This is a genomic window from Mycobacterium sp. SMC-4, assembly GCF_050205565.1.
GTDB lineage: Bacteria > Actinomycetota > Actinomycetes > Mycobacteriales > Mycobacteriaceae > Mycobacterium.
Genome location: NZ_JBNMQU010000020.1, coordinates 1 through 26,993, shown reverse-complemented (window position 1 = coordinate 26,993; position 26,993 = coordinate 1). Strand labels below are relative to the sequence as shown.

The following is a 26,993-nucleotide window of genomic DNA, read 5'->3' as shown; positions in this document are numbered from 1 at the left end:
AATGGCGCCCAGGAAGCAAGGGCTCTACAACCCCGCGTTCGAGCATGACTCGTGCGGCGTGGCGATGGTGGCCGATATGCACGGGCGTCGCAGCCGCGACATCGTCGAAAAGGCGATCACCGCGCTGCTCAATCTCGAACACCGCGGCGCGCAGGGAGCCGAGCCCAACACCGGCGACGGCGCGGGCATCATGCTGCAGGTCCCCGACGAGTTCTTCCGGGCCGTCGTCGACTTCGAGCTGCCCGAACCGGGCAGCTACGCCACCGGCATCGCCTTCCTCCCGCAGTCGGCCAAGGACGCCGCGACCGCCTGCGAGCAGGTCGAAAAGATCGCCGAGGCCGAAGGACTGCAGGTCCTGGGCTGGCGCGACGTGCCCACCGACGACACGTCGCTGGGTGCGCTGGCCCGCGATGCGATGCCGACGTTCCGGCAACTCTTCCTGGGCGGCGCCTCGGACATGGACCTCGAGCGTCGCGCCTTCGTGGTGCGCAAGCGCGCCGAACACGAACTCGGCACCAAGGGACCGGGGCAGGACGGACCGGGGCGGGAAACCGTCTACTTCCCAAGTCTTTCCGGGCGGACGTTCGTCTACAAGGGCATGCTCACCACCCCGCAGCTGCGGGCGTTCTACCTGGATCTGCAAGACGAGCGGCTCACCAGCGCGCTGGGCATCGTGCACTCGCGCTTCTCCACCAACACGTTCCCGTCCTGGCCGCTGGCCCATCCGTTCCGCCGGGTCGCGCACAACGGTGAGATCAACACCGTCACCGGCAACGAGAACTGGATGCGCGCCCGCGAGGCCCTGATCAAGACCGACCTGTTCGGCGGCCAGGACCTCGACAAGGTCACCCCGATCTGCACGCCGGGCGCGTCGGACACAGCGCGCTTCGACGAAGTCCTCGAACTCCTGCACCTCGGTGGCCGCAGTCTGCCGCACGCGATGCTGATGATGATCCCGGAGGCCTGGGAACGCCACGAGTCGATGGACCCGGCCCGGCGGGCCTTCTACGAGTTCCACGACTCGCTGATGGAGCCGTGGGACGGTCCGGCGTCGGTGTGCTTCACCGACGGCACCGTGATCGGCGCGGTCCTGGACCGCAACGGCCTGCGCCCGTCGCGCATCTGGGTGACGAACGACGGTCTGGTGGTCATGGCGTCCGAGGCCGGCGTGCTGGACCTCGACCCGTCCACCGTGGTCAAGAAGATGCGCCTGCAGCCCGGCCGGATGTTCCTGGTCGACACCGCGCAGGGCCGCATCGTCGACGACGAGGAGATCAAGGCCCAGCTCGCTGCCGAGCACCCGTACCAGGAGTGGCTCGACGCCGGGCTGTTCAAGCTCGACGAGCTGCCGCCCGGCGACTATGTGCGGATGCCGCACCACCGGGTGGTGCTGCGTCAGCAGATCTTCGGTTACACCTACGAGGAACTGAACCTGCTGGTCGCGCCGATGGCGCGCACCGGCGCCGAAGCGCTGGGCTCGATGGGCACCGACACTCCGATCGCCGTGCTCTCGGCGCGGCCGCGGATGCTCTACGACTACTTCCAGCAGCTGTTCGCCCAGGTCACCAACCCGCCGCTGGACGCGATCCGTGAAGAGGTGGTCACCAGCCTGCAGGGCGCGGTCGGGCCCGAGGGCGACCTGCTCAACCCCGGCCCGGAGTCCTGCCGACAGATCGTGCTGTCGCAGCCGATCCTGCGCAACGCCGAGCTGTCGAAGCTGATCTGTGTCGATCCCGACCACGAGGTCCGCGGCCACAAGCACGGCATGCGTGCTGCGGTGATCCGCTGCCTGTACCCGGTGAACCGCGGTGGCCAGGGACTCAAGGAAGCACTCGACAACGTGCGCGCCAAGGTCTCGGCAGCCATCCGCGAAGGCGCGCGCATCATCGTGCTCTCCGACCGCGAGTCCAACGAACAGCTGGCGCCCATCCCGTCGCTGCTGAGCGTCTCGGCGGTACACCACCACCTGGTGCGTGAGCGCACCCGCACCCAGATCGGGCTCGTCGTCGAAGCCGGCGACGCCCGCGAGGTGCACCACATGGCCGCGCTGTGCGGTTTCGGTGCGGCGGCCGTCAATCCGTACATGGCGTTCGAGTCCATCGAGGACATGATCGAACGCGGCGTGATCACCGGCATCAGCAGCGATGAAGCCAAGGCCAACTACGTCAAGGCCGCCGGCAAGGGCGTGCTGAAGGTGATGTCGAAGATGGGCATCTCCACGCTGGCGTCCTACACCGGTGCTCAGCTGTTCCAGGCCATCGGCATCAGCCAGCAGGTGCTCGACGAATACTTCACCGGGCTGTCCTGTCCGGTCGGCGGCATCGACCTCGACGACATCGCCAACGACGTCGCAGCGCGGCACGCGCTGGCTTTCCTGGACCGCCCGGACGAGCGGGCGCACCGCGAGCTCGAGGTCGGCGGCGAGTACCAGTGGCGCCGCGAAGGCGAGTACCACCTGTTCAACCCGGACACGGTGTTCAAGCTGCAGCACTCGACCCGCACCGGGCAGTACTCGATCTTCAAGGAGTACACCAAGCTGGTCGACGATCAGAGCGAACGCATCGCGTCGCTGCGTGGTCTGCTGAAGTTCCGGGACGGCGCGCGTCCCCCGGTGCCGATCGAAGAGGTCGAGCCGGCCAGCGAGATCGTCAAGCGGTTCTCCACGGGCGCAATGAGTTACGGCTCGATCTCCGCCGAAGCCCACGAGACACTGGCGATCGCGATGAACCGCCTCGGCGGACGCTCCAACTCCGGAGAGGGCGGCGAAGCCGTCTCCCGGTTCGAACCCGACGAGAACGGCGACTGGCGGCGCAGCGCGATCAAGCAGGTGGCGTCCGGCCGCTTCGGGGTCACCAGCCACTACCTGAGCAACTGCACCGACATCCAGATCAAGATGGCCCAGGGCGCCAAACCCGGTGAGGGCGGCCAGCTCCCGGGCCACAAGGTGTACCCGTGGGTGGCCGAAGTGCGCCACTCCACCCCGGGTGTCGGCCTGATCTCGCCGCCGCCGCACCACGACATCTACTCGATCGAGGATCTCGCGCAGCTGATCCACGACCTGAAGAACGCCAACCCGCAGGCCCGCGTGCACGTCAAGCTGGTCAGCGAGAACGGCGTCGGGACGGTGGCTGCCGGCGTGTCGAAGGCGCACGCCGACGTGGTGCTGATCTCCGGTCACGACGGGGGTACCGGCGCCTCACCTCTGACCTCCCTCAAGCACGCCGGTGCTCCGTGGGAACTGGGCTTGGCCGAGACACAGCAGACGCTGCTGCTCAATGGTCTGCGCGACCGCATCGTGGTCCAGGTCGACGGGCAGCTCAAGACCGGCCGCGACGTCGTCGTCGCCGCGTTGTTGGGCGCCGAGGAGTTCGGTTTCGCGACCGCGCCGCTGGTGGTGTCCGGGTGCATCATGATGCGCGTCTGCCACCTCGACACCTGCCCGGTGGGTGTGGCCACTCAGAACCCGGTGCTGCGCCAGCGTTTCGCCGGCAAGCCCGAGTTCGTCGAGAACTTCTTCATGTTCATCGCAGAAGAGGTCCGGGAACTGATGGCTCAGTTGGGGTTCCGGACCGTCAACGAGATGGTGGGCCAGGTCGACGCGCTCGACACCAAACAGGCCGCCGAGCACTGGAAGGCCCACAAGCTGGACCTGAGCCCGGTGCTGCATGCGCCGGAGTCGGCGTTCATGAACCAGGACCTGTACTGCAGCTCGCGGCAGGACCACGGGCTGGACAAGGCGCTCGACCAACAGCTGATCGTGCAGTGCCGCGAGGCGCTCGATCACGGTACGCCCGTTCGATTCTCCACCACGATCGCCAACGTCAACCGCACCGTCGGCACCATGCTGGGCCACGAGGTCACCAAAGCCCATGGGGGACAGGGCCTGCCGGACGGCACCATCGACATCACGTTCGACGGTTCGGCCGGCAACAGCTTCGGCGCGTTCCTGCCCAAGGGTGTCACGATGCGGGTCTACGGCGACGCCAATGACTATGTCGGCAAGGGTCTTTCGGGCGGGCGCATCGTGGTGCGGCCACCGGACAACGCGCCGACCGACTACGCCGCGGAGAACAACATCATCGCCGGCAACGTGATCCTGTTCGGCGCCACCGGCGGACAGATGTTCCTGCGCGGCCAGGTCGGCGAACGGTTCGCCGTGCGAAACTCCGGCGCCCACGCCGTCGTCGAGGGTGTCGGCGACCACGGGTGCGAGTACATGACCGGCGGGCGCGTCGTCATTCTCGGACCCACCGGCCGCAACTTCGCCGCAGGCATGTCCGGCGGGATCGGCTACGTGTACGACCCCGACGACGTGCTGGCTCAGAATCTCAACGCCGAGATGGTCGACATCGAAGACATGGGTGGCCCGGAGTCCGAGGACTCCGTGTTCGTCCACGACATGATCCAGGCTCACGTCGACGCCACCGATTCCGCGGTGGGTCAACGGATCCTGGCAGGATGGAACAGCGAATTGGCGCACTTCAAGAAGGTCATGCCGCGCGACTACCGGCGGGTGCTGGAAGCCATCGCCGCGGCCGAGGCGCGTGGCGTGAACTCCGACGAGATGTCCGAGGCGATCATGGCGGCGGCCAATGCCTGATCCACGTGGTTTCCTGAAGCACACCAAGCGCGAGACGCCGCCGCGGCGTCCGGTCGACCTGCGTCTGCGTGACTGGAAAGAGGTCTACGAGGACTTCTCCCTCGATACCCTCAAGGTCCAGGCCAGCCGCTGCATGGACTGCGGAATTCCCTTTTGCCACAACGGTTGTCCGTTGGGTAACTTGATTCCGGAGTGGAACGACCTGGTGCGGACCGACCGGTGGCGCGACGCGATCGAGCGCCTGCACGCCACCAACAACTTCCCGGAATTCACCGGGCGGTTGTGCCCGGCGCCGTGTGAAGGCTCCTGTGTCCTGGGAATCAACCAGGACCCGGTCACCATCAAGCAGGTCGAGGTCGAGATCATCGACAACGCCTTCGACCAGGGCTGGGTGGTGCCGCTGCCGCCGGACCGTCCCACCGGCAAGACCGTCGCGGTCGTGGGCTCCGGCCCGGCCGGCCTGGCCGCTGCCCAGCAGCTGACCCGTGCCGGTCATCAGGTGACGGTGTTCGAGCGCGACGACCGCATCGGAGGGCTGCTGCGCTACGGCATCCCCGAGTTCAAGATGGAGAAGCGCCACATCGACCGTCGGCTCGAGCAGATGCGCGCCGAGGGCACTGAGTTCCGCACCGGCGTCAACGTCGGTGTCGACATCACCGCCGCGCAACTGCGCGCCGACTTCGACGCCGTGGTGCTCGCCGGCGGCGCGACCGCCCGCCGTGATCTGCCGATCCCGGGCCGTGAGCTCGACGGCATCCACCAGGCGATGGAGTACCTGCCGTGGGCCAACCGCGTGCAGTTCGGCGATCCGGTACTGGACGAGGACGGCCAGCCGCCGATCACCGCCAAGGGCAAGAAGGTCATCATCATCGGCGGCGGCGACACCGGTGCGGACTGCCTGGGCACCGCGCACCGGCAAGGCGCGGTCAGCGTCCACCAGTTCGAGATCATGCCGCGGCCCCCGGAGACCCGCGCGGACTCCACTCCGTGGCCGACCTATCCGCTGATGTACCGCGTCACCTCCGCACACGAGGAGGGCGGCGAGCGGGTGTACTCGGTCAACACCGAGGAGTTCTTGGGCGAGAACGGACATGTCACGGGCCTGCGCGGCCATGAAGTGGTGATGAACGCCGGCAAGTTCGAGAAGGTCGAAGGCACGGACTTCGAGATGGAGGCCGACCTGGTTCTGCTGGCGATGGGCTTCACCGGGCCGGAGCGCGCAGGACTGCTCGACGACCTCAAGGTCGAGATCAACGAGCGTGGCAACGTCGGACGCAACGACGCCTTCGCCACCTCGGTGCCGGGCGTCTACGTCGCGGGCGACATGGGGCGCGGCCAGTCGCTGATCGTCTGGGCCATCGCCGAGGGCCGCGCCGCCGCGGCTGCCGTCGACCGGTACCTGATGGGCAGTTCCGCGCTGCCTGCGCCGATCAAGCCCACGGCGGTCCCTCAGCGGTAGGACGTCCACCCGCGAAGGTGCACCCGCGGTAGTGCCGGCGAGCCCGGTGCGACGCTGAGTGCACCTTCGCGCCTACGGCAGTCACTCCTGTCTCACAAGTCACTTCAGAAACTTGTGCCACATCTCACGGCGTGGCGGGGCTTGTTTGCCAGCGCCACGGGGTGTAATGACTTGCCAAGGGGGCTGCGGTAAGGTGGCTCCACGGTTCAGCAATTCGGTAGACCGCAGGGGTGAACGCCGTGTATGTCAACCCGATAACTCGGACGCGTGTGGGGCGAATGGCCTGGTCATTGCTTCGACACCCGGTCAAGAGCCGCGAGTTCCCGGCCAAGGCGGAGCGATTGATCACCGCTGACGAGTTGATGCGCTACGGCGTATAGCGAACGTCGCAGCAAACGAGCGAGCCCTTTCTGCCGCACGCGGCGGCATGTTTGCCCAACCGTTATGGATTCGTGACCGTACGAGTTCGCGGCTGGTTCGCGCTGGTCAGCAGACCCGAGTCTCGGATCGCTTCGGCCAGAGGCTCCAGCACCGCGGGTGTGTGCGGCGGCGGCAGATAGATGATCGCGAGGTCCAGTCCCTCCGCGCCGAGTGCCGCGGCTTCGTCGATCGCCCGGGCCGTGTCGAGGTCGGCATTCAACCGCACGTGCGCGGAGATCATGATGTCGGCCGGGTCGCGCCCCACGTCCGCGCAGTGGCCGGCCAGCACCTCGCGTTTCCGGATGAACTCCTCCACGGTTCCGCCGACGAAGTTCCAGTGATCGGCGTACTGCGCGGTGATCCGCAGCGTTCGCTTCTCGCCGCTGCCCCCGATGCAGATGGGCGGATGCGGCTGCTGCGGCCCCTTCGGTTCGTTACGGGCGTCCTTGAGCTGATAGAACCGGCCGTCGAACGTGGTGGTCTCTGCGGAGAGCAGGCTCTTGAGCACCTGGCAGGCCTCCTCGAAACGGTCGAACCGCTCTTTGATCGAGCCCAACTCGATGCCGTACGCCCCGGACTCCTCTTCGTTCCAGCCGGCGCCGATCCCGAGTTCCAGCCGGCCGTTCGAGACGATGTCGAGCGCGGAGGCCATGTTGGCCAGCACCGCCGGATGACGGTAGTGGATGCCGGTCACGAGCACCCCGACCCTCAGCCGACGGGTGGCCTGCGCGAGCGCCGTCAAGGTCACCCAGCCCTCCAGGCACGGTCCCGTCGGATCGGAGAAGATCGGATAGAAGTGGTCGAAGGTCCAGCCGGACTCGAAGGCGTCGATGTCGTCGGCGGCCTGCCACACGGCGAGCATGTCGTTCCACGTGGTGTTCTGCGGCGACGTCTTGAACGCGAATCTCACCGCCCCGACTGTAGGCCGATGAGTTCGTCGGCGCGCGCCGGTCTGTACGACATGATCGATCTGACGCAAGCCTGCGCCCGTACCGCCACGCTGCTCGGGCAGGTGGGTGATCACCAATTGCGGGCCGCGACGCCGTGTTCCGACATGGATCTCGCTGCGCTGATCGCCCACCTCGGCCGTCTGGCACCGGCGTTCACCGCGGCCGCACGCAAGGAGTTCGGGCCACTGACCGACACGCCGCCGCAGCTGGAGGAGGAACTCGACGACGGTTGGCGGGAACTGTACCCGACGCGGCTGGCCGCACTGGCCGAGGCGTGGCGGCAGCCGACCGCCTGGGAGGGGTTCTCACGCGCCGGAGGCGTCGACTTCCCCGCCGAACTCGGTGGCACGATCGCGCTCAGCGAGGTGGTCGTGCACGGCTGGGATGTCGCCGTCGCCGCAGGCTTGCCCTACACCGTCGACGACCGGGTGTTGCAGGTGCTGCTGCCGCACGTGTCGGCGTTCGCCGAGGAGCCCGTCGAAGGATTGTTCGCGGCCCCGGTCCCGGTGCCCGACGACGCGCCGCTGCTCGACCGGGTGCTGGGGCTGACCGGCCGGGACCCTTCGTGGTCTGCCGGCTGATACCGCTGGTCTTACACACGAGTTCTCCGCGCCCGGATACCGGCACACTGGAAGGCATGGACCCGGTGACCGCGCTGCGTCAGATCGCCTACTACAAGGATCGGGCGCGTGAGGATCCGCGCCGGGTGATGGCTTACCGCAACGCCGCCGACGTCGTCGCGGCGTTGACCGACGAGCAGCGCGACCGCCACGGAGCGGCCAACAGCTGGCAGACGCTTCCCAAGATCGGGCCCAAGACCGCGAAGGTGATCGCCCAGGCGTGGGCGGGTCAGGAACCCGACGTGTTGGTCGAGTTGCGCGAGTCCGCGCAGGATCTCGGCGGCGGCGAGCTGCGCGCCGCGCTGCGCGGTGATCTGCACGTGCATTCCAACTGGTCCGACGGGTCCGCGCCGATCGAAGAGATGATGCTGGCCGCCCGCGATCTCGGCCACGAATACTGCGCGCTCACCGACCACTCGCCCCGGCTCAAGATCGCCAACGGACTGTCCCCGGAACGTCTGCGCGAGCAGCTCGACGTCATCGACGAGATCCGCGAGACGGTCGCACCGATGCGCATCCTCACCGGCATCGAGGTCGACATCCTCGAAGACGGTTCCCTGGACCAGGAGCCCGAACTGCTCGAACGTCTCGATGTGGTGGTCGCCAGCGTGCACTCGAAGCTCGCCATGGACGAGTCCGCGATGACCCGCCGCATGATCAAAGCCGTGACCAATCCGCACACCGACGTGCTCGGCCACTGCACGGGCCGGCTGGTCACCGGTGGGCGCGGCATGCGCCCGGAGTCGAAGTTCGACGCCGAGAAGGTGTTCACCGCCTGCCGCGACAGCGGCACCGCGGTGGAGATCAACTCGCGCCCCGAGCGCCGCGACCCGCCGACACGGCTGCTGCACCTGGCCCGCGACATCGGCTGCGTGTTCTCCATCGACACCGACTCGCACGCACCCGGCCAGCTCGACTTCCTGGGTTACGGCGCCCAGCGCGCCCTCGACGCCGGCTTGCCCGCCGAGCGGATCGTCAACACCTGGCCCGCCGAGGAGCTGCTGGCCTGGACCCGCGCGGGTTAGTCGGACTCGGCGGCCAGCATCCGCGCCGCGCCGAGCGCGTCGGCGCCGAGCACCGTGAACCGGACGTGATCGGCTCCGGCGGCGTGCAGCCTGGCCGCGTGGTCGAGGATGCGCCGCGGGCTGCCCCAGGCCACCAGCGTGTCGACGAGGTGATCGCTGAGACTGTCGATCTCGACAGCGGAAAAGCCCTGCCGCTGAAGGGAATTCCGGTACGCAGGCATGGTGGTGAGGAACGTCAGCGGTTCGCGTGCGATGGCCCGCGCTGCGGTGGGGTCCTCGTTGAGCACGGCGTACAGACCCACTGCCAAGGTCCGGTCCGCTCCGATGATCCGGCGCGCCCAGGCGGTGTGCTCTTCGGTGAACAGCATCGGCAACGTCCCGGCGAACCGATCCCGTGCCAGCTCCAGTGCGTGGCTCCCCATGGCAGCCAGCAACATTCGGTCGGCCGGTACATCGCAAAGCTCGTCGAGGTAATGGCCCAGCCGCGTCAGTGGTTTCGGCTGGTGTGACGTGCCCAAGCCGATGACCAGCCGTCCCGGCGCACCGACCTCGGCGCGACGGAACAAGTCGAGTACCTCGGCTGCGGGGTATCTGTCCGGCGGAATGATCGCGGACCCGACGTGGGCGGTGGTCGTCATCTTCAACACATCGGTCAGTCGATCGAGGCGGTCCAACTGCCCGCCGTTGATCCACAACGTGCCGAATCCCAACTCCTGCAACGTCTGTGCGGTTCGGAGATGCGTTCCGTCGTCGTCTACGTCGAGCGAGAATCCGTACCGGCCAAGCTGTGTTCGAGACATGCCTGGACCGTACGACCTGAACTTCGGTTCAGGTCAAGGCTTCAGTCCGGCAGCATCGGCATCTCCAATCCGGGATCGCGCCCCACCAACACTCCGCGGGTCAGTGCGGCATTGCCGTAGCGGCCGCGGATCGCGTCGACGGTCGCGTCGACACTCGTGGTGTCGGTGGTCGCGCCGAACGGCAACTCGAGTTGCGCGGCCCCGTCGCGGTCGATGTTGCCGACCGCGAAGCCCACCAGCGTCAGCCCGCGCTCGGCGATCAGTGGTTGCGCGGCAGCCACCAGTTGCCGGGCCGCAGTGAGGATGGCGTCGGTGGACGCGGTGGCCCGCGCCATGGTGTGGGAACGGGTCGCCCGCCCGTAGTCGTCGAAGCGCATCCGCAGCACCACCGTGCGTCCGGAGCGGCCCGCGGCGCGCATGCGGCGGGTGATCCGGTCGACGAGGTTGACCACGACGGCGTCGAGTTCGGCGGCCGACATCGTGTTGCCCGTGCGGCCGAGCGCGCGCTGCGCCCCGACCGATCGTCGGTGGTGTCCGGTGACGACGCGGCGCCGGTCGATGTTGTGCGCCAACGCATAGACCTGGCGACCCATCGCGCCGCCGACCAACGATGCCAAGGTCGCCTCGGTCAACTCGGCGACGTCGGCCACGGTCTCGATGCCGTGCACCCGCAGCTTGTCGGCGGTCTTGGCGCCGACACCCCACAGCGCCCGCACCGGCAGTGGATGCAGGAACGCCAATTCGCGGTCCGGAGGAACCAGCAGCAGCCCGTCCGGCTTCGCCTGCTGACTGGCGACCTTGGCCAGGAACTTGGTGCGGGCGATGCCGACGGTGATCGGCAGACCCACGCGATCGCGCACCTGCTCACGCAACCGCGCACCGATCTGCACGGGCGTACCGGCCACCCGGCGCAGGCCGCTGACGTCGAGAAACGCTTCGTCCACCGACAGCGGTTCGACCAGGGGAGTGGTGTCGGCGAAAACCTCGAACACCGCGGCGCTGGCCTTCGAGTACGCAGACATGCGGGGCGGGACGACGATGGCCTGCGGACACAGCGCACGCGCCTGCCGACCGCCCATCGCGGTGCGCACCCCGAACGCCTTGGCCTCGTAGCTGGCCGCCAGGACCACTCCGCCGCCGACGATCACGGGACGACTACGCAGCGACGGATCGTCGCGCTGCTCGACGGAGGCGTAGAAGGAGTCGAGATCGGCGTGGAGGATCGTCGCGTCACAAGACACGAACATATGTTCGCATCCCGGGCCGACAACTCAGGGCGTGTCGCCGTAGACCGCGTTCATCCAGATGTGGACGAGGTTGTCCAGCACGCGCTCGTCGGGCACCGCGGGTTGCTGACCGGCGAACGACGCCGTCATCACGGCTTCGTTGAGCAGGTTCAACGATGTCGACAGCTCGTCGGCGGGCATGTTGTCGGGCAGTTCGCCGCGCTCGCGCAAGGTGACGATGACACCCGTCGTGTGGTCGATGGAGCGCTGCATGAACGCCGACCACAGGTCGCGGACCTCGGTGTTGGTGTAGCGGGCCGCGGCGGCCGGGCCGACCAGCGCGCGGTGCGCGCGGAAGGTGGAGTAGAACACCGCGATGCCTGCGCGCCAGAACTCGTTGCGCTCCTTGGGCGGGTTCCGCTTCAGCGCGTCGAGGGCGGCGTCGGCCTCGGCGATGACGCGCTCGAGCAGCGTGAGCAGCACCGCGTCCTTGGAGGCGAAGTAGAAGTAGAACGTCGGCCGCGAGATGCCGGCGCCTTTGGCCAGGTCGTCGACCGAGATCTCGGCCAGGGGGCGCTGCTCGAGGAGGCGTTCGGCGGTCGCCAGGATGGACAGCTCGCGATCGTCTCCCGACGGGCGCGTGGTGCGGCGGCCGCGTGCAGGCCGGCCGTTCCTGGTGATCGTCACGACGGCGACTTTACATCATGTCGACTTTCTCAACACGGTGTTGACTACATCGACATCGCGTTGATAACTTGGCGCCATGACCGAGTACGTCGACGTCGTCATCGTGGGAGCCGGGATCTCCGGCATCAGTGCCGCCTGGCATCTGCAGCAGGCCTGCCCGGACAAGAACTACGTGATCCTCGAGCGCCGCGAGCAGCTCGGCGGTACCTGGGACCTGTTCAAGTACCCGGGCATCCGGTCCGACTCGGACATGTACACCCTGGGCTTCCACTTCAAGCCGTGGGCCACCGACCAGGCGATCGCCGACGGCCCCTCGATCTGGAACTACCTCAACGAGGCCGCCACCGAGAACGGCATCGACAAGCACATGCGCTTCGGCCACAAGGTCTTGGCCGCCAACTGGTCCGACGAGCACCAGCGCTGGGAGCTCACGGTCGAACGCGACGGTGAGCAGATCGAAATCCACACCGGCTTCCTGTGGGCGTGCAGCGGCTACTACAACTACGACGAGGGCTACTCGCCGGAGTTCCCCGACCTCGAGAACTTCGCCGGCACCGTGATCCACCCGCAGCACTGGCCTGAGGACCTGGACTATCAGGGTAAGAAGATCGTCGTGATCGGCAGCGGTGCCACCGCGATCACGCTGATCCCCGCCCTGGTCGAATCCGGCGCGGGTCACGTCACGATGTTGCAGCGCACCCCGACCTACGTCGGGGCGCTGCCCGACAAGGATCCCTTCGCTGCGCGCGCCTACAAGCTGCTGCCCGAGAAAGTGGCCTACGCCGCGACGCGCTGGAAGGCGATCCTGCAGGCCACCGCGCAGTACCAGACCGCGCGCATGTTCCCCGACGTCTTCCGAAAGGCGTTGCGCACCATGGCCGAACGCCGCCTACCCGAGGGCTTCGACTACGACCGCCACTTCGCCCCGGACTACAAGCCCTGGGATCAGCGAGTCTGCTTGGCGCCCAACGGCGATCTGTTCAAGACCATCCGCAAAGGCAAGGCCGACGTCGTCACCGACAAGATCGACCGGTTCACCGCCGAGGGTATCCGGCTGCAGTCCGGCCAGGTCATCGAAGCCGACATCATCGTCACCGCAACAGGATTGAACGTCCAGTTCTTCGGCGGTGCCGATGTGATGCGCAACGGTGCCCCCGTCGACCTGGCCGACTCGGTGGCCTACAAAGGCATGATGCTCTCCGGCATCCCGAACATGGCCTTCACCTTCGGCTACACCAACGCATCGTGGACCCTCAAGGCCGACCTGACCTCGGAGTTCGTCGGCCGGTTGCTGAAGTACATGGACACCCACGGCTACACCACCGTCGTCCCGCGCGAACCGGGCTCCGACGTCGAGCGACTGCCGTTCGTGGACCTCACGTCGGGTTACATCCAGCGAGCACTCGACCGGCTGCCGAAATCCGGCTCCAAAGCGCCGTGGCGCCTGAAGCAGAACTACCTGGTGGACATCCAGGTGATCCGACGCGGCAAGGTCGACGACCAGGCGCTGGAGTTCACCAAAACGCGTGCGCCGGTGGCCAATTCTGCCTGACTGTCGTCTCCGACGACGTGCCTGATCAGGACGTGACGACAATCCCGTCGTCGTCGCTGTGGGCGATCTCGCCCGGATTGAACACCACGCCGCCGAACTCGACGGTCACGTCGCGGTCGCCCTGACCGGTCTTGGTGCTCTTGCGCGGATTGGTGCCCAGCGCCTTGATACCGATGTCGAGCGTGCGCAAGGTGGCCGCATCGCGAACCGCGCCGTGGACGATCAGTCCTGACCAGCCGTTGGACCGCGCCAGTTCGGCGATGACATCCCCGACCAGCGCGGTGTGCAAGGAACCGGCACCGTCGATGACCAGCACGCCGCCGTCTCCGGGCTCGGACAGCACCGACTTGAGCAGGGCGTTGTCCTGAAAGCACCGCACCGTGGTGATGCGGCCGGCGAACTCCGCGCGTCCGCCGTATTGGCGAAGCTGCAAATCGCAGCTGCGGACGTCGGGGCCGATGTCGTCGACGAGGTCTGCGGTGGGGCGCGGTTGCACGGTCACCGCGCCAGTATCTCAGTCCCCGGCGCGGTTGCCGACGCGGCGGGCCACCAACAGCGCCACCAGCAGGGCGACCAGCCCGGTCACCGCGGCCGCCGTCATCGGAACCCGCGACGACGCCGCGTCATCCGGCGCGACCACCGGAGCCGAAGCCACATTGCTGGCCGTGGCCACGGCCGATTTGGCCTGAGCGGCAGCTTCCTTGGCCGCCGACGTCACCGCGTCCTCAGCCGGAGCCTTCTCGGCGGGGGCTTTCTTCGCCGGTGCCTTCTTCGCGGGCGCCTTCTTGGCCGGTGCCTTTTTCGCCGGTGCCTTTTTCGCCGCGGCAGCCTTCTTGGCGGGGGCCTTCTTCGCCGGAGTCTTCTTGGCCGGGGTCTTCTTCACCGGCGCGGCGGGCGGGTCGGGCTGCGGGGTCGCGGCGTCAGGCCGTTCCTCGGGCCGATCCGGCTGCTCTGCCATGTCTTTGCTCCTTTGAGTGTCTGCACCCGGCAGTGGTCCCCATCATGCCAGGCTCTTCGGCTCACCCCGCGACGGCCAATGCCGCAGCCGCCGCGACGGCCACCCACATCACCGACAGCTCCCCGTACGCCCGTCGCCGCGACAGCTGCGCGGGACTGCGGTGCCCGCGTGCGGCCGGCACCCACACGGTGCGGTGCCGCCACGCCAATACCGCCAGCACGACGGTGCACACCAGCTTGGCAGTCAGGATCCGCCCGTAGCCGGTGGTGAAAAGCGCTGCGGCCGAACCCAACTGGACAACCGCAGCAACGCTGCCGCCGACCAGCAACGCCACCACACACCACAGCGACATCTGCGAGAACCGCGGCAGCACCCGCGACCACCGGCCCCGATGCTCGACCGTCGACACCACCGCCGCCAACCCGCCACACCACAGCGCGGCGGCCAGCACGTGGACGAGCACAGCCAGGCTGCCCACCGGATCGTGGGCCAGATGCCCGGTCAGCGGGTGCCCGACCAGACCGACGGCTGCCGCGCCGAGGGTGACCACGCCGGCGGGCGGGCTCGGCGGAACCAGCACCGCCACGACGATCACCAGCGCCGCAGCCGCGAGGGTCAACAAAGCGGCGCGACCCGCGGCCGTCGACACCGCGAACTCCCAGGCGGTGCGCCACCCGACCGTCCACGCCTGCGCGCCCGCGGCCTCAGCGGCGCTCAGCACCGCGCGCATCAACTCGGCGGTCAACCACACCGCCGAGACCATCACCAGCGGCGCCGCCGCACGATGACGCAACTCGGCGCGGTGACGGTCGGTGTCCAGCCAGGGGACAACGGCCAATCCCAGCGTCACCACCGCGGCGCCGTCGGCGACCGCGCGCACCACCGTCGCCCACAACGGGACCACCGGATACGCCAGCGCCCACACCAGGACACAGGTCACCGCGGTGAGCGCCGTCGCGCCGACCACCGCGCGACCTCGGGTCACCGGCGGCGCCGAACCGCCCACACTGCGCCCAGCGCGACCAGCACCACCGCCCCGGCGACGAACGGCCACACCGGCATCCCGCCGCCATCGGTGCCGTCACCGGTCACAGGTTCGACCGCCGGCTCCCGGCCCTCCGGCACCGACGTCTCCGGTGCCGGCGCGATGGCGGTGCCCGCCGCGCGGAACGACCACGAGCCGCTCACCACGTGCCCGTCGGCCGAGGTGGCGCGGTAGTTGACCGTGAACTCGCCGGCAGGAGCACCCGCCCGGACGCCGACGCTGATCACCGCGCCGTCGACGACGGGGTCACCGTCAGCCCACTGCTGTCCGTCGGGCCCGACGACCGTCATGGCCGCGAACTGCGCCTGCATCTCTTCGTTGAACGTCGCGCTGACCCGGGTGGGCGCGACCGCCACCTCGCTGTCGGCAGCGGGGTCGGCCGCGATCAACGTCGCGTGGGCCCACACACTGCCCGCCTGGACACCGGCACCGATCAGCAGGACGGCGGCAAGCAGTCCGCCGAGCAGGAACCTCACCGCGCTCACATCGATCAGGCCACCCCGAGACGCGCCATCAGGTCGGCGTCGATTCCGTCGAGCTGCTCGGAGATCGCCGCGTGGGCGGCCCGGCGGCGCGCCGACGGCATGTTCTCGGCGGCCGCGACCGCCGCGGCCAGCTCGCCGAGCCGGTCGGTCATCGCCGAGACGAACTGCCGCGTCTCGGCGTCCTTGGGCTTCTTGTCGCTGAGCAGCCGGACGGACTGCTCCGCCCCGGCGATACGCGCCGACAATCCCGCGCCGTGCCCGGAGAACTGGCCCAACTGGCTCAGCGGAACGCCCAGACGGTCGGCGCGGCGTTCGTCGACCAGGCCGCGCGCGGCGATCGACGCCCGGTACACCAGCGGCACCGCGACCGGGGCCAGCAGCCGCGTCACCGTCAACACGCGGCGGATCCGGCTCGGCGAGAGCAACCCGCCTTCACGTGCGGCCTTGAGCTGGGTCTCGGCGACGCGCAGGGCGGTGCGGTCGCTGTTCCGCTGCGCCTTCAACTGTGCGGCCAGAGCCCGGGACTGCGCCTTCTGCTCGGCCTTGAACCGGCGAACCTCGTTCTTGGCCGACAAGCGCGCCTCGAGCTTGGCCTTGGCTTTGATGGCACGAGCCTCGGCCTTGCGGGTAGCGCGGGACTTGCGTTTGAAAAGACCCATCCCTGCAGCCTCCCGGTCGTTTCGTCGACGTCTCCGCGTGAGTCGGCGGGAGACGCAGCCAACATTATCGTTCGCCGCGCAACCGGGACGCCTGTCCCCTCGACGGCCCCCGACGAGCTTCCCTCAGCAAACCAGGCGTGCGAGAATCGACGACACACATCTGGATGAATGGCTTCCCCTCGGAAGGTCGGTGACGTCGTGGGTTCGCGAGCACGCTTCGGTGCGGCGATCCTTCTCGCGTTGCTCGCCATGACCGGCGTCGGCACCGCCGGTGCCGACCCGCGACCCGCTCCCGGTGACGAGGTCAGAGATTCCTTGAGCGAGCGCCGGCATGCCGCACGCGTCCCCGGACACCAGCGCGACGAGCCGCGCCCCCGCTGCCACCGGCGCGAGCCCGACTGCGGGATCGGACTTCCCGACCGTGGCCACGACGACCTGGAATCCTCGTCTGACGGCGGCTGGCCGAACACCGTCCTGCCGGGCTGGACCTTTGAACCGCCGCAGGCACCGCCGCGTGTTCCGCCACAGCTGGGCGACCCGGCAGTGCCCGACATCGTGGACGTCGTGCCCGGCGTCAGCCTCCCGGTGAGCGCGCCGGTCGGCGCGCCCATCGCGGTGCCCGTGCTGCCGGTGGTCCCCGGGGTCGTCGCTCCCCGCCCGGGCGGGTCCGCGGGCGCAGCGCCACGTCCGGAGGCGCCGCCGGCACGGCCGGCCGCCCCGCCTCCGCGTGCCGGACGCGCGCCCGAACCTCCGGCGGCGGTGAGCAATGCCCCGGCGTCGGCGACGTCCCACCGCGTCGGCTACCCCGACTACCTGCGCAGTGCAGGATTACCGCAGATCGCTGCGGTGGCACTGCCCGGTGTGGCGGGAATACTGGTGTTGACCGGCGCGGGAGGACTGGTCGGATATCGCCAGGCCAAGGCGGCGCGGGCGGTCGCCGTCCGACCTGTCACCGGACCGATGAACTGACCGAAATCGCCTACCCAGAGCACCAGGGGGGCGCATAGTTGGACCGAGAAAGGGGGGTCGATGCCTGCTAGCCGGCGCGTGACCCGCGCGGTCAGTGAGGTGCTGAACCTGGCCCCCCGGCAGGGCGAGATCACGTTGCCACGACTGGTGGAGGCGGTCAGCAACGACCGGGGCCGTCCCATCGAGCTCACCACCGCCGAACTGCCGGCCGGAGTGTGCGGACAGTGGCGGCAGTACTCCGACCGCGACGTCTTCCTCATCCAGGAAGGCCTCCCGGCCTGGGATCGCACCCTGGCCCACGAGCTCGGGCACCTGGTACTCGGACACGAAGGCATCCCGGTGGTGCAAGCCGCGCGGGAGAACACCGAGCTGGCGACCTCCGACCTGATCGGCTACATGCTCAATCAGCGCACCGGTTGCATGGGACCTGCCGGCGAGGACCAGGAGCAGGAGGCCGAGGACTTCGCGGCGCTGCTCATCTACCGGCTGGGACGGCTGCCGTCCGACCGGTCCTCGATCGTGCAGGTACGCCTCGGAGAGGCGTTTGGTTGATCGTCTGGATCATCGCCGGGCTTCTCGGGCTGGCCACCGGACTGCGCATCGGGTGGGCTCTGGTCAACAAGCAGTCCCTGGTGAGTACGGCAATGATCGTCGCGCTGGGCAGCCTGGGTGCGGTCGCGGCGCTGAACTGGCAGCCGTTGACGCTGTTCATCGATACTGCGCTCGGTTGGCCCAACATCTCGATGGGCTTCACCCAGATTGCACTGATCGGTTGCGCGGCCGGCAGCTGCGTGATGATCACCAGCGTGTCGTCGGTCCGCAGTCCCGGGGTCGCCCGCAGGATCGCGGTGGCCCAGTACGGCGTCGCGGCGGTCGTCGCGGCCGCGAGCATGGCGGTTTTCCTGGCGGACGGCCGACAAGAGGAGATGGCACCGCAGGAATACCTGCGGCTCACCCTCGGCGGCGAGGGCATGTCGTGGTCGTGGCTGCTGCCGCTGCTCTACGTGCTGCTCGCGTTGAGCCTGGTGGTGTGGGCCGGGCTGCGCCACTCCAACCGGACGCGGCGGGGTCGTGCGCTGTTCGTCTTCACCATCGGCATCGTGCTGATCGCGCTGGCGCTGGCGTTCTTCCTGATGCGCGCGGTCGGCACCTCGGGACCGGTGGGTGTCGGTGCCGGCGCGACACTGTTGAGCATCGCCATGCTGACCGTCGCCGCCGGAGCGCTGCTGCCCAGCCTCGAGGATTGGTTCGGCGCGCGGCGGGAACTGCGGATCATCCAGCCCCTGCTCGACGAGCTGGGGCGCCGGCACCCCGACGTCGGGATCGGTGTGCGTCCGCGCGGCCCGCTGGTCTTCCGGGTGGCCGAGCGGATGTCGTTGATCTCCGACGCGCTGTATCTCGAGGCCACCGCTGCTGAAGGTGCGCGCCGGCTGGGATCTTCCTCCGACGACGGCGATTCGCGGGACGAGGAGCCCGGCGTGCCGGCGAGTGAGCAGGCCGCGGCGATCGCCGCGTGGATTCATGAGGGTCGCGATGACCCGGAGCACCGGGGGTTCCCAGGGCTCGGATGGTTACGTCAGCCGCCCAACTACTCGGACCGTGAATGGATCCTGGAGATCGCCCGTCAATACCGCAAGCTCGACCGTAGCGACGACAAGCGCGGAACGCCGAGGGCGTCACGTTCGCCCTTGTCGCAGCCGAGCTGATCCGAGCTAATCGAGATTTTCGCGTCGACGCAGCTCGTCGACCTTCTCCACGAGGTCCTGCTTGGCTTCCGGGGACAGTCCGACGGTGCGTGCGGCAATCCGGCGCACGCCTTCGTCACGCATGCCCGCGAGCAGCGTCAGCTCCTTGTCGAGCTTCTCGTAGTACTCGTCGTCGGTGAAATACGCCGGTTTGATGCGGAAGAAGTTGGCAAGCGCGGCCATCGTCGCCATCGACGGATTGGTCCGGTTGCCGGAACGCAGCTGCGAGAGGTACGGCGCAGACATGGTGACGCCCTCGGCCTTGAGCGCGGCGATCACCTCGGCAGACGTATGCGGGCCACGTCCTGGCGGGTAGACGGTGTCGAACAAGCGATTCAAGCGAGCGGCAAACGTGTTGCTCATCGGGTTGACCTCCACAAAAAGGCGAGCGGGTATCAAGGGCGGCGTATTTGCTGATTATGGTAGCGACTGTTAGGTCGACAACCAAGTGCAAACGGTGGAAATGTTCCTCCGGTATCCGCAGCTGGACGCCGCTGTGGTGTCAACGACGTCGCCGAATGCACCTCAGACGCTCGATGCGAGGTGCAGCTAGGCAAATAATAACGGGTCCGTTGTGACTGGCGTTGCGGCAGTTGCTCGCGGTCGGCCCGACCAGGGGCCGAGTCGGGACCCGGCAATCCCGCATAACGAGGCAAACAGCCGCCTTAGAATTTGCTGAGAGGCCAGCTCCAACTGGCCGCCGACACGCCTCTGACCAGGCTTCACGCCATGTCGGGCGGCAAACTCGCGACGGGAACGGGAAACGCGCAGGCAGCAAAACTGTCAGTAGCCAGTGGCGGACCGACAGGTGTCGGAATCGCTTTGCGTCGGTGACGAACTTCGACGGTGTCGCAGCCATGTGAGGACACCCACAGCGGCCGCGAGGGCGGCGGTCGCGGCCGTGACACCGATCGCGACACGGGGCAGTCCGAGAGCGGAGTCGAACAGCAGATAGAGCCCGAAGATCAGGAACAACACGCTGGCCATGCCGTGCAGGAACCGGTCGGGCAGCCGCCTGTGGAGCAGCGCGCCGACCGCGATCGCGACGCCGTCGGCGGCCACCATGCCCAGGGTGGCCCCGATCCAGACGCCGAACCAGGGCCGGTCGCTGGCCAGCGCGACGGTCGCCAGCATGGTCTTGTCGCCGAGTTCTGCCAGGACGAATGACGAGATGATCGCGAAGACGACGAAGCGCGGCTCGATGACCCGCGGTTCGTCGTCGTCGTCCTCGCGGCCTTCCCGCCAGGTCCAGGCCGCGAAGAGCAGGAAGGCGATCGCGGCGGCGAATGCGATGGGGCGCTCCGGCAGCGTCATGCCCAGAAAGTGACCGATCGTCACCGAAAGTCCGTGGACGAGCATCGCGGCCACGGCGACCCCGGACAGCACCACCCACCACCGGTGACGCAGCGAGTACGTCATGGTGATCAGTTGCGATTTGTCGCCGAGCTCGGCGACGAAGACGACCGCGAGGCTGACGAGAATGGCAGAGAGCATGCACGACCTTTCGACACTCCGCCGACAGGAGAAGCGGTCCTGTCAGGCTTCGGTCGAAGGTCTCGCCCACCACGGTGGGTGGTTCGCCGGCCGGGCTTGCGCCAGTATGTCGACTCGACGATTGGGGGCTACTCCCCTTCGCTTACTCAACCGACCCTAACCACTGTCGCGTGAGATCGCCAGTGCGCGGCGTGATTTCGGGTCGCCGAAATACCTGTTCAGGAGCCCGAATCAAGCGATTCGAAAGCCCTTATGCGGCAAGCAACATCGCGAGGACCGCGGTGTCGGGATGACTGATCGGGTCCACTCCCACGCGACTGACCATCGACGTCACCGTGCCGTCGGCCTCGGCTTCCACCCACGCCGCACGATGTTCCAGGCCCAGGTGCGGCAAGCCCGGCAGGAGTACGCATCCGGATGCCGCGCCGTTGCACTCGGGCAGTGACGGTGTCGTCTCCGACGGCGGGTGCAGCATCAGCAGCGCCGGCGGCTGGCACTGGGCGAAATGACCCGGGGCCACAGCGGATTCGCCGACCACCGGCCCTTCGGCGACCACCAGCCCGACGGTGCCCGGCTCGGGATCGTCAGGCAGCTCCTCGCGTGCGCCGAATATCGTTGTCGTGGAAAGCAATCCGGGCAGGGAAGCGATGCGCACCGCAACCATCAACAGTTGTGCCCACTCCTTGGTGGAGTCCGGCCAACGTCCGGAGACCACGAACCCCTTCAGGGACCCACGAGAATGGAACGGGGCGATCCCGATCGCCCGACTGGACCCGAAATCCACTTTCGCCTCCCGGCATCCTGGTGCGCCAAATGCCCGACACGACTATGGGTCGATCGGCTCAGAATGCGGTAGATCCCTGCTGGCACGCAAGAGGATTTGAGTGCTAATGCAAACAAACCCGGCTCGGTCGCAAGACCGAGCCGGGTTCGACGAAGAGGGTGTGGACCTCAGGACGGGGGGTAGACGCCCATCTGCTTGCCCTTGTCGGTCTGCCAGAAGATGTCGGCGATCTGGTCGATGATCTTGATGACATTCTCGGCGACCGCGGGGTCGAGCGACTTCTTGATGTCACCGGCGCCCTTGACGCCCTCCCAGAACAGCTGATGCAGGTTCGGGAACTGCTCGAAGTGCTCCGGAGTGAAGAAGTCGGCCCACAGCACGGTGAGGTGATGCTTGACCTCGCCGGCCTGGCGTTCCTTGATGATGATGGCGCGCGTCTTGAAGTGCTCGTCGTCGGAGTCGTGATACTTCTGGATCGTCTTCAAGCAGGACAGCGCCTCGATCTTGGCCTGCGCGGGATCGTAGACACCGCAGAACAAGTCGCAGTGTGCGTGGGCGGGGGTCGCGTTGTTGAACAGTCGATGCAGCATGTCCCTAACTTACCCTTTGGTCGTGCGGTGGCACCATGGGCTCCGATCATGCTGGCCGGTCCGTCGATTCGTCGTCGTCGAGCACTCGATGCTGCCGGCGCTGCAACCGGGGGACGGGTTGCTGGCAGTGCGGTGCGGCGTCGCGAAGCCGGGGCAGGTGCGCGTCTTCCCGGACCCGCGGGGGAGCTCGATGTATCTGGTCAAGCGCGTCGGCGACGTGCGAGAGACGGCAGCCGGGGCGATGTTCGAGGCGAGGTCGGACAATTCGTCGGCGCCGGGGGTGACGGACTCGCGTCGCTTCGGACCGGTGCCCGTGGCCGGCAGCTATCGAGTGGTGCTGGCGGTCCGGGGATCCCGGGTGGTGCTGGTCGGACCGGGCGGGTTCAGAAGAGGATGATCAGGGCCAAAACGGCCAGCAGGACCAGGGCGATCACGCCGGCCCGCAGAAGCGCCATCAGCTGACTGCGGGTGTAGGCGCGCGAGGAGGACTGCCACTCCGATGGCGGGAATGCGGATCCCGAACCCGTCGATGACGACATCAGAAGCTCCTCACCTGCACGCTTGCCTGCCTCCCCCGGTTACTGAGATTCAGTGAGATCTATCACAGAGGACCTGTGTGACGCCGATCATAACCCCAATTGTTCGCTGACCGAAAATCTGGGAAACGCCGGGACCACGGGCCACTGATTGCTTAGCCTAGCGAGCGATTTCGCTCAGCTCTTTGGAGGGCTGTGCAAACACTGACCCCGTCGGTTTGTCGTTATCCACAGTGCGTCACCCGCGCGACGCCTGTGACCGGCGGTGGTGGATTTGATCAGCGGCATCTGCCTGTGGATGAACCTGTGGAAACTGTGGATAGATCCGGGCCCGGGTCGTAATTGCTGACCGCCGAATGTGGTCTGGACCACGCCGCCGTGCCAGCATGGGGCGCATGAACGGGCCAGATGACGCAGGTGTTCCGCAGGCACAGATCGGCGACGTGCCGACCACATTCGATGCCTCGGTCGTGCTTCTCGACGTGCGCGAGGACGACGAATGGCGCCGTGGGCACGCGCCGGGAGCCCGACACATCCCCATGGGCGACATCCCCGCCCGACTCGACGAAATCGACCGGGACGCCCGGTTGTTCGTGGTCTGCCACGTCGGTGGACGTTCCCAGCGCGTGGCGCAGTACCTGGCGCAGCACGGGTTCGAACCGATCAACGTCGCGGGCGGGATGCTGGCCTGGGCCGGTGCCGGACGCCCGGTGGTCACCGACAGCGGCGCTGTGGGCACGGTTTGAGCGGTCGCCGCGTCGCGCCGCCGCTCTATCCTGGTGCGATGATCCAAGTGTGTTCCCAGTGCGGGACGCGGTGGAACGTGCGCGACCGGCAGCGGGTCTGGTGCCCGCGATGCCGCGGCACCCTGCTGGCGCCGACGGGATCCGCCCCGGCGAGCGGGTGGGGACCGCCCCAGGGAACCTCTCGGGCGACCGGTCGTCCGGCGCCGTCGCTGCCCACCGGCTTCCGGTGGGTCGCGGTACGTCCGGGCGCCCCTCCGCCACCGCGTCGCAGGCGCCGTGACCTCGGGCCGACGCCGCGCTATTCGACCATTCCGCGGTGGGGCCTGGTCGAGCACTTCGATGCCCCGACCCCGCAGGAGCAGGTACGGTCCGGACCGTCGGCCACCGTCGTCCACATGACCCTCGTCACCACCATGGCGGTGCTCGGCGCCGCCGCGTTCGCGCACCTGGTGCGTTACATCCTGCTGATCATCAATCGCACCGTGCTGTTGAACCCGTGGGTGGCGGCCGCGGCGACGTGGGGCGGAGTCGCCCTCAGTGTGGTCGCCGCGTTCATGATCGTGGCCTGCGCGGTGGTGCTGACCAATTGGCTGATCGCGCGGCGGGCTGCCGCCTATGCCCATCTGGGGCAGCAGGATCCACGCTCGCCGTGGTCGTTGCGCGCGGGTTGCCTGATCCCGGTGGTGAACCTGGCGTGGGCACCGGTGTTCGTGATCGAGCTCGCCGCCGCAGAAGCGCGACAGCGGTGGATGCGGGGGCCCATCCTGCTGTGGTCGTTGGCCTGGGTGGCCAGCACGGCGGTGTCCATCTTCGCGATCGCCACCAGCTTCACCACCGACCCGCAGGGCATCGCCGACAACACCGTGACCTCCATCGTGGCTTATCTGTTCGCCATCGCGACGGTGGTGCTCGCCTTGCAGGTCTTCCTCGGGTTCGAACGGCAGCCGGTGGAGCGGCCCACCAGGCGGTGGGTGCCCGTCGCGGTCCCCGACCGCGAACAGGACAGCGCCGATGAAGTGGAGGACGGCGCGGCGGTTGAGACCCGAGACCGGAACCCGGCAGCATAGGTCCATGAGTTCTGCCCAGGCCGGTGGCGGCCACCCGTTCGTGGTGGCCCACCGCGGCGCCTCGGCGGATCTGCCCGAACACACCCGCGCCGCCTACGAGCGGGCTCTCGAAGAGGGAGCCGACGGGGTGGAATGCGATGTGCGTCTGACCCGCGACGGACATCTGGTGTGTGTCCACGACCGGCGGCTGGACCGCACCTCCACCGGTACCGGACTGGTCAGCGAGATGACGCTGGACGAATTGCGGGAGTTGGATTACGGGGCGTGGCATCCGAGTTGGCGCGCCGACGGCAGCCACGGCGACACGGGCCTGCTGACCCTCGACGATCTGGTCTCGCTGGTGCTCGACTGGAATCGTCCGGTCAAGATCTTCATCGAAACCAAACACCCCGTCCGCTACGGCGCGCTCGTCGAGAGCAAGGTACTGGCGCTGCTGCACCGCTACGGCATTGCGTCGCCGCTGTCGGCGGATATGTCGCGGGCGGTGGTGATGTCCTTCTCGGCGGCCGCGGTGTGGCGGATCCGGCGCGCCGCGCCGCTGCTGCCGACGGTGCTGTTGGGGGAGACGTCACGCTATCTGGGCGGCAGCGCCGCCACGACCGTCGGCGCCACCGCGGTGGGACCGTCGATCGCGACGCTGCGTGAGCATCCCGAACTGGTGGATCGTGCCGCGGCGCAGGGCCGCGCGCTGTACTGCTGGACCGTCGACCACTACGAGGATGTGCAGTACTGCCGGGACCTGGGGGTCGGCTGGATCGCGACGAACCACCCGGGCCGGACGAAAGCCTGGCTGCAGGACGGATTGACCGGCGCCGGCCGGGACTGAGCCCGACCGGCGCCGATCAGTCGTAGATCAGAGCGCTCCGCCGGCGGCCTTCGGCGCCGTCGGGTCCGCCGATGGTGTGTCGATCTCGCGAGCCACGAACGTCTCGAGATCGAACAGGTCGGCGCCGGCACGTTCGGCGACGCGGACGAGGGTCGTCATCAACGCGACCTCCTCGACCTGCTCCTTGAGGAACCACTGCACGAACTGCTCGCCCAGGTAGTCGCCCTCGTCGCGGGCGGTGGCAGCCAGGCGGCCGAACTGGTCGGTGACGGCGCGCTCGAGCTCCAGGGCCAGACCGAAGGCGTCGCGCGGTGTGTCGAACGCGTTGCGGACCGGGTCGATCGCCGGGATCTCGACGGGCACGCCGCGGTCGACGAGGTAGCGCACGAGCATCATCGCGTGGTTGCGTTCCTCGACCGACTGCCGGTAGAAGAGCTTGGCCAATTGCGGCAGGTCGGCGGCATCGAAATGCACGGCGATCGCGAGGTATTGCTGCGACGCCCCGAGTTCGCTGCGCACCTGGTCTTGCAGGAGGCTGTGAAACTTCGTGTCCAGTGCGTCTGTCGTGGTCATGTCTACAAAATAGAGCAGGTCAGAGGGCATTGTCATCGAAGGTGAGCCTAAATAAGTGAAGGTTCGCCTAACTAAGGATTGCCTGTGTGACGCGTACTACAACACGTGTAATTCGTTTGCTGACTGGTCAGGGGCCGGCGTCGAGGACCGATTGCGGTAGTTCGATGTCCTGGGCCAACGCCGTGAACAGCGCCGCGGCGGCTTGCTCGTCCCACACCACGATGGCGCCGGACCCGTTGACGCTGAACTCCCCGATCGGGACGGTGACCGTGGTGACGTCGCCGCGCAGTGTCCACGCCAGTCGCGCCAGGTTCCAGACATGCTCGCCCTGGCCGACGGTGAGCGTGTCGGCGACTGCACGCACCATCGGGTACCAGCGCAGCGGGTTGAGGAACACCGTGGGACTGGCGGCCCGCTGCACCAGCGTCGAGACGAACCGGCGCTGATTGACCATGCGGTCGAGGTCCGCGCGCGGTGTAGCGCGGCTGCGGACGAAGCCCAGCGCGGTGGCGCCGTCGACGTGCTGGCAGCCGGCGGCCAGGTCGATTCCGGCCAGCGGATCGTTGATCGGTTCGGCGGGACAGATCGTGACCCCGCCGACGGCGTCGACCAGGCGGGCGAACCCGCCGAAGCCGATCTCGGCGTAGCGGTCGATGCGCAGTCCGGTGGCCTGTTCGACGGTCTGGGTCAGCAGTGCGGCCCCGCCCAGGGAGAACGCGGCGTTGATCTTGTCGCTGCCGTAGCCCGGGATCTCGACGTACGAGTCGCGGGGGATCGACACCACCGTCGGCGGGACCGACGCCCCGAGTCCGGGAAGGTGGACCAGCAGGATCGTGTCGGTGCGGCTGGCGCCCAGGTCACCGCCGGTCGTCAGCGCGGCCTGCTCTTCGGGGGTCAGGTCGCTGCGGCTGTCCGACCCGACCAGCAGCCAGGTGGTTCCGGCTCCCGTCGCGGGCCGGCCGGGATAGTCGGTCAGCGCGGTGACCCGCTGCAGCGACAGGTCGATCCACACGGCGGCGGCGACCGTCGCGGTGACCAGCACCAGCAGCATCGCAAGGATGACGTGCGGCCAGCGGCGACGTCGGCGGCGCTGCGGTCCGGCGGGTTGCGGTCTGGGCGGTTGCTGCCGGGGCGGTTGCGGTCTGGGTGGCTGCCGGCGGGGCGGTTGCGGACGAGG

Annotated in this window: 28 protein-coding genes; 12 read left to right on the top strand and 16 right to left on the bottom strand. The window is 68.1% G+C overall.

The window, feature by feature from the left end; all coding sequences use genetic code 11:
* Nucleotide 1 precedes the first annotated feature (1 nt).
* Together gltB and ACQI46_RS25390 are read left to right on the top strand one after the other, a co-directional pair.
* Nucleotides 2-4,600: a glutamate synthase large subunit gene (gltB, locus tag ACQI46_RS25395; protein WP_427096821.1), complete on the top strand. Its 4,599-nt coding sequence runs from the start codon at nt 2-4 to the stop codon at nt 4,598-4,600.
* Nucleotides 4,593-6,059, top strand: coding sequence for a glutamate synthase subunit beta (locus ACQI46_RS25390; protein WP_427096820.1), 1,467 nt, complete (start codon nt 4,593-4,595; stop codon nt 6,057-6,059). Before gltB ends, ACQI46_RS25390 begins: the two co-directional genes overlap by 8 nt.
* A 442-nt stretch (nt 6,060-6,501) precedes the next feature.
* Here the strand turns inward: ACQI46_RS25390 and ACQI46_RS25385 are convergent, their stop codons facing one another.
* Complete coding sequence (locus ACQI46_RS25385; protein ID WP_427096819.1) at nt 6,502-7,389, bottom strand: LLM class F420-dependent oxidoreductase; 888 nt, start codon at nt 7,387-7,389, stop codon at nt 6,502-6,504.
* Between the two features lie 51 nt (nt 7,390-7,440).
* On the opposite strand from ACQI46_RS25385, the gene ACQI46_RS25380 reads away from it, so the two are divergent.
* Together ACQI46_RS25380 and ACQI46_RS25375 are read left to right on the top strand one after the other, a co-directional pair.
* A complete protein-coding gene (locus ACQI46_RS25380; protein WP_427096829.1) occupies nt 7,441-8,010 on the top strand; it encodes a TIGR03086 family metal-binding protein in 570 nt (189 codons plus the stop codon).
* Between the two features lie 56 nt (nt 8,011-8,066).
* On the top strand, nt 8,067-9,074 hold the full coding sequence (locus ACQI46_RS25375; protein WP_427096818.1) for a PHP domain-containing protein: 1,008 nt from the start codon (nt 8,067-8,069) through the stop codon (nt 9,072-9,074).
* Here the strand turns inward: ACQI46_RS25375 and ACQI46_RS25370 are convergent.
* Genes ACQI46_RS25370 through ACQI46_RS25360 form a run of 3 tightly spaced genes read right to left on the bottom strand, consistent with a single transcriptional unit; the run spans nt 9,071 to nt 11,787 of the window.
* A complete protein-coding gene (locus tag ACQI46_RS25370; protein ID WP_427096817.1) occupies nt 9,071-9,874 on the bottom strand; it encodes a TIGR03620 family F420-dependent LLM class oxidoreductase in 804 nt (267 codons plus the stop codon). The genes ACQI46_RS25375 and ACQI46_RS25370 overlap by 4 nt on opposite strands.
* Nucleotides 9,875-9,915: 41 nt before the next feature.
* Nucleotides 9,916-11,121, bottom strand: a complete 1,206-nt coding sequence (gene dinB / locus ACQI46_RS25365; RefSeq protein ID WP_427096816.1) for a DNA polymerase IV — start codon at nt 11,119-11,121, stop codon at nt 9,916-9,918.
* Between the two features lie 24 nt (nt 11,122-11,145).
* Nucleotides 11,146-11,787 (bottom strand): TetR/AcrR family transcriptional regulator, encoded by a 642-nt coding sequence (locus tag ACQI46_RS25360; RefSeq protein ID WP_427096815.1) that lies wholly within the window; start codon nt 11,785-11,787, stop codon nt 11,146-11,148.
* Nucleotides 11,788-11,863: 76 nt separating this feature from the next.
* Here ACQI46_RS25360 and ACQI46_RS25355 point away from each other — a divergent pair, with 76 nt between their 5' ends.
* Complete coding sequence (locus ACQI46_RS25355; RefSeq protein WP_427096814.1) at nt 11,864-13,339, top strand: flavin-containing monooxygenase; 1,476 nt, start codon at nt 11,864-11,866, stop codon at nt 13,337-13,339.
* A 25-nt stretch (nt 13,340-13,364) separates the two neighbouring features.
* Here ACQI46_RS25355 and rraA read toward each other — a convergent pair whose 3' ends face one another.
* The 5 genes from rraA to ACQI46_RS25330 all read right to left on the bottom strand — a co-directional run bounded on the left by rraA (nt 13,365) and on the right by ACQI46_RS25330 (nt 16,486).
* Nucleotides 13,365-13,841, bottom strand: coding sequence for a ribonuclease E activity regulator RraA (rraA, locus tag ACQI46_RS25350; RefSeq protein WP_427096813.1), 477 nt, complete (start codon nt 13,839-13,841; stop codon nt 13,365-13,367).
* Between the two features lie 12 nt (nt 13,842-13,853).
* Nucleotides 13,854-14,297 (bottom strand): hypothetical protein, encoded by a 444-nt coding sequence (locus ACQI46_RS25345; protein ID WP_427096812.1) that lies wholly within the window; start codon nt 14,295-14,297, stop codon nt 13,854-13,856.
* Between the two features lie 61 nt (nt 14,298-14,358).
* Complete coding sequence (locus ACQI46_RS25340; RefSeq protein WP_427096811.1) at nt 14,359-15,282, bottom strand: copper resistance D family protein; 924 nt, start codon at nt 15,280-15,282, stop codon at nt 14,359-14,361.
* Complete coding sequence (locus ACQI46_RS25335; protein ID WP_427096810.1) at nt 15,279-15,827, bottom strand: copper resistance CopC family protein; 549 nt, start codon at nt 15,825-15,827, stop codon at nt 15,279-15,281. Before ACQI46_RS25335 ends, ACQI46_RS25340 begins: the two co-directional genes overlap by 4 nt.
* A 5-nt stretch (nt 15,828-15,832) precedes the next feature.
* Complete coding sequence (locus tag ACQI46_RS25330) at nt 15,833-16,486, bottom strand: DUF6474 family protein (protein ID WP_427096809.1); 654 nt, start codon at nt 16,484-16,486, stop codon at nt 15,833-15,835.
* A 168-nt stretch (nt 16,487-16,654) separates the two neighbouring features.
* Between ACQI46_RS25330 and ACQI46_RS25325 the strand changes: the two genes are divergently transcribed.
* The 3 genes from ACQI46_RS25325 to ACQI46_RS25315 are packed head-to-tail and all read left to right on the top strand — an operon-like array spanning nt 16,655 to nt 19,161.
* The gene (locus tag ACQI46_RS25325; protein WP_427096808.1) at nt 16,655-17,455 is read left to right on the top strand and encodes a hypothetical protein; all 801 of its coding nucleotides are present in this window, start codon (nt 16,655-16,657) and stop codon (nt 17,453-17,455) included.
* A 60-nt stretch (nt 17,456-17,515) separates the two neighbouring features.
* Entirely contained in the window at nt 17,516-18,007 is a 492-nt protein-coding gene (locus ACQI46_RS25320; protein ID WP_427096807.1) for an ImmA/IrrE family metallo-endopeptidase, read from the top strand.
* Nucleotides 18,004-19,161, top strand: a complete 1,158-nt coding sequence (locus tag ACQI46_RS25315) for a hypothetical protein (RefSeq protein ID WP_427096806.1) — start codon at nt 18,004-18,006, stop codon at nt 19,159-19,161. Before ACQI46_RS25320 ends, ACQI46_RS25315 begins: the two co-directional genes overlap by 4 nt.
* Before the next feature lie 6 nt (nt 19,162-19,167).
* Here ACQI46_RS25315 and ACQI46_RS25310 read toward each other — a convergent pair whose 3' ends face one another.
* The 4 genes from ACQI46_RS25310 to sodN all read right to left on the bottom strand — a co-directional run bounded on the left by ACQI46_RS25310 (nt 19,168) and on the right by sodN (nt 22,068).
* A complete protein-coding gene (locus ACQI46_RS25310) occupies nt 19,168-19,563 on the bottom strand; it encodes a transcriptional regulator (RefSeq protein WP_427096805.1) in 396 nt (131 codons plus the stop codon).
* 420 nt (nt 19,564-19,983) lie between these two features.
* The gene (locus tag ACQI46_RS25305; RefSeq protein WP_427096804.1) at nt 19,984-20,694 is read right to left on the bottom strand and encodes a TMEM165/GDT1 family protein; all 711 of its coding nucleotides are present in this window, start codon (nt 20,692-20,694) and stop codon (nt 19,984-19,986) included.
* A gap of 250 nt (nt 20,695-20,944) precedes the next feature.
* On the bottom strand, nt 20,945-21,478 hold the full coding sequence (locus ACQI46_RS25300) for a peptidase (protein WP_427096803.1): 534 nt from the start codon (nt 21,476-21,478) through the stop codon (nt 20,945-20,947).
* Nucleotides 21,479-21,645: 167 nt separating this feature from the next.
* Nucleotides 21,646-22,068 (bottom strand): superoxide dismutase, Ni, encoded by a 423-nt coding sequence (sodN, locus tag ACQI46_RS25295; protein WP_427096802.1) that lies wholly within the window; start codon nt 22,066-22,068, stop codon nt 21,646-21,648.
* Nucleotides 22,069-22,090: 22 nt separating this feature from the next.
* On the opposite strand from sodN, the gene ACQI46_RS25290 reads away from it, so the two are divergent.
* A complete protein-coding gene (locus ACQI46_RS25290) occupies nt 22,091-22,465 on the top strand; it encodes a S26 family signal peptidase (RefSeq protein ID WP_427096801.1) in 375 nt (124 codons plus the stop codon).
* Here the strand turns inward: ACQI46_RS25290 and ACQI46_RS25285 are convergent.
* Nucleotides 22,452-22,607: a hypothetical protein gene (locus ACQI46_RS25285; protein ID WP_427096800.1), complete on the bottom strand. Its 156-nt coding sequence runs from the start codon at nt 22,605-22,607 to the stop codon at nt 22,452-22,454. The two genes, ACQI46_RS25290 and ACQI46_RS25285, sit on opposite strands and share 14 nt — an antisense overlap.
* A 392-nt stretch (nt 22,608-22,999) precedes the next feature.
* On the opposite strand from ACQI46_RS25285, the gene ACQI46_RS25280 reads away from it, so the two are divergent.
* Genes ACQI46_RS25280 through ACQI46_RS25270 form a run of 3 tightly spaced genes read left to right on the top strand, consistent with a single transcriptional unit; the run spans nt 23,000 to nt 25,243 of the window.
* Complete coding sequence (locus ACQI46_RS25280; protein WP_427096799.1) at nt 23,000-23,350, top strand: rhodanese-like domain-containing protein; 351 nt, start codon at nt 23,000-23,002, stop codon at nt 23,348-23,350.
* Nucleotides 23,351-23,388: 38 nt separating this feature from the next.
* Entirely contained in the window at nt 23,389-24,417 is a 1,029-nt protein-coding gene (locus ACQI46_RS25275; RefSeq protein ID WP_427096798.1) for a DUF4328 domain-containing protein, read from the top strand.
* A 4-nt stretch (nt 24,418-24,421) separates the two neighbouring features.
* The gene (locus tag ACQI46_RS25270) at nt 24,422-25,243 is read left to right on the top strand and encodes a glycerophosphodiester phosphodiesterase (RefSeq protein ID WP_427096797.1); all 822 of its coding nucleotides are present in this window, start codon (nt 24,422-24,424) and stop codon (nt 25,241-25,243) included.
* 27 nt (nt 25,244-25,270) lie between these two features.
* Here the strand turns inward: ACQI46_RS25270 and ACQI46_RS25265 are convergent, their stop codons facing one another.
* The gene (locus ACQI46_RS25265) at nt 25,271-25,816 is read right to left on the bottom strand and encodes a ferritin (RefSeq protein ID WP_427096796.1); all 546 of its coding nucleotides are present in this window, start codon (nt 25,814-25,816) and stop codon (nt 25,271-25,273) included.
* A gap of 127 nt (nt 25,817-25,943) precedes the next feature.
* Nucleotides 25,944-26,993 (bottom strand): LCP family protein (locus ACQI46_RS25260; RefSeq protein WP_427096795.1); only part of this gene is annotated, 1,050 nt, incomplete at its 5' end.

Excerpts from the sequence above, each read along its gene's own strand:
- gltB (WP_427096821.1), top strand. The coding sequence starts at position 2 with ATGGCGCCCAGGAAGCAAGGGCTCTACAACCCCGCGTTCGAGCATGAC.
- ACQI46_RS25390 (WP_427096820.1), top strand. The coding sequence starts at position 4,593 with ATGCCTGATCCACGTGGTTTCCTGAAGCACACCAAGCGCGAGACGCCG.
- ACQI46_RS25380 (WP_427096829.1), top strand. The coding sequence starts at position 7,441 with ATGATCGATCTGACGCAAGCCTGCGCCCGTACCGCCACGCTGCTCGGG.
- ACQI46_RS25375 (WP_427096818.1), top strand. The coding sequence starts at position 8,067 with ATGGACCCGGTGACCGCGCTGCGTCAGATCGCCTACTACAAGGATCGG.
- ACQI46_RS25370 (WP_427096817.1), bottom strand. The coding sequence starts at position 9,874 with ATGTCTCGAACACAGCTTGGCCGGTACGGATTCTCGCTCGACGTAGAC.
- dinB (WP_427096816.1), bottom strand. The coding sequence starts at position 11,121 with ATGTTCGTGTCTTGTGACGCGACGATCCTCCACGCCGATCTCGACTCC.
- ACQI46_RS25355 (WP_427096814.1), top strand. The coding sequence starts at position 11,864 with ATGACCGAGTACGTCGACGTCGTCATCGTGGGAGCCGGGATCTCCGGC.
- ACQI46_RS25345 (WP_427096812.1), bottom strand. The coding sequence starts at position 14,297 with ATGGCAGAGCAGCCGGATCGGCCCGAGGAACGGCCTGACGCCGCGACC.
- ACQI46_RS25330 (WP_427096809.1), bottom strand. The coding sequence starts at position 16,486 with ATGGGTCTTTTCAAACGCAAGTCCCGCGCTACCCGCAAGGCCGAGGCT.
- ACQI46_RS25325 (WP_427096808.1), top strand. The coding sequence starts at position 16,655 with ATGGCTTCCCCTCGGAAGGTCGGTGACGTCGTGGGTTCGCGAGCACGC.
- ACQI46_RS25320 (WP_427096807.1), top strand. The coding sequence starts at position 17,516 with ATGCCTGCTAGCCGGCGCGTGACCCGCGCGGTCAGTGAGGTGCTGAAC.
- ACQI46_RS25310 (WP_427096805.1), bottom strand. The coding sequence starts at position 19,563 with ATGAGCAACACGTTTGCCGCTCGCTTGAATCGCTTGTTCGACACCGTC.
- ACQI46_RS25305 (WP_427096804.1), bottom strand. The coding sequence starts at position 20,694 with ATGCTCTCTGCCATTCTCGTCAGCCTCGCGGTCGTCTTCGTCGCCGAG.
- sodN (WP_427096802.1), bottom strand. The coding sequence starts at position 22,068 with ATGCTGCATCGACTGTTCAACAACGCGACCCCCGCCCACGCACACTGC.
- ACQI46_RS25285 (WP_427096800.1), bottom strand. The coding sequence starts at position 22,607 with ATGTCGTCATCGACGGGTTCGGGATCCGCATTCCCGCCATCGGAGTGG.
- ACQI46_RS25280 (WP_427096799.1), top strand. The coding sequence starts at position 23,000 with ATGAACGGGCCAGATGACGCAGGTGTTCCGCAGGCACAGATCGGCGAC.
- ACQI46_RS25275 (WP_427096798.1), top strand. The coding sequence starts at position 23,389 with ATGATCCAAGTGTGTTCCCAGTGCGGGACGCGGTGGAACGTGCGCGAC.
- ACQI46_RS25270 (WP_427096797.1), top strand. The coding sequence starts at position 24,422 with ATGAGTTCTGCCCAGGCCGGTGGCGGCCACCCGTTCGTGGTGGCCCAC.
- ACQI46_RS25265 (WP_427096796.1), bottom strand. The coding sequence starts at position 25,816 with ATGACCACGACAGACGCACTGGACACGAAGTTTCACAGCCTCCTGCAA.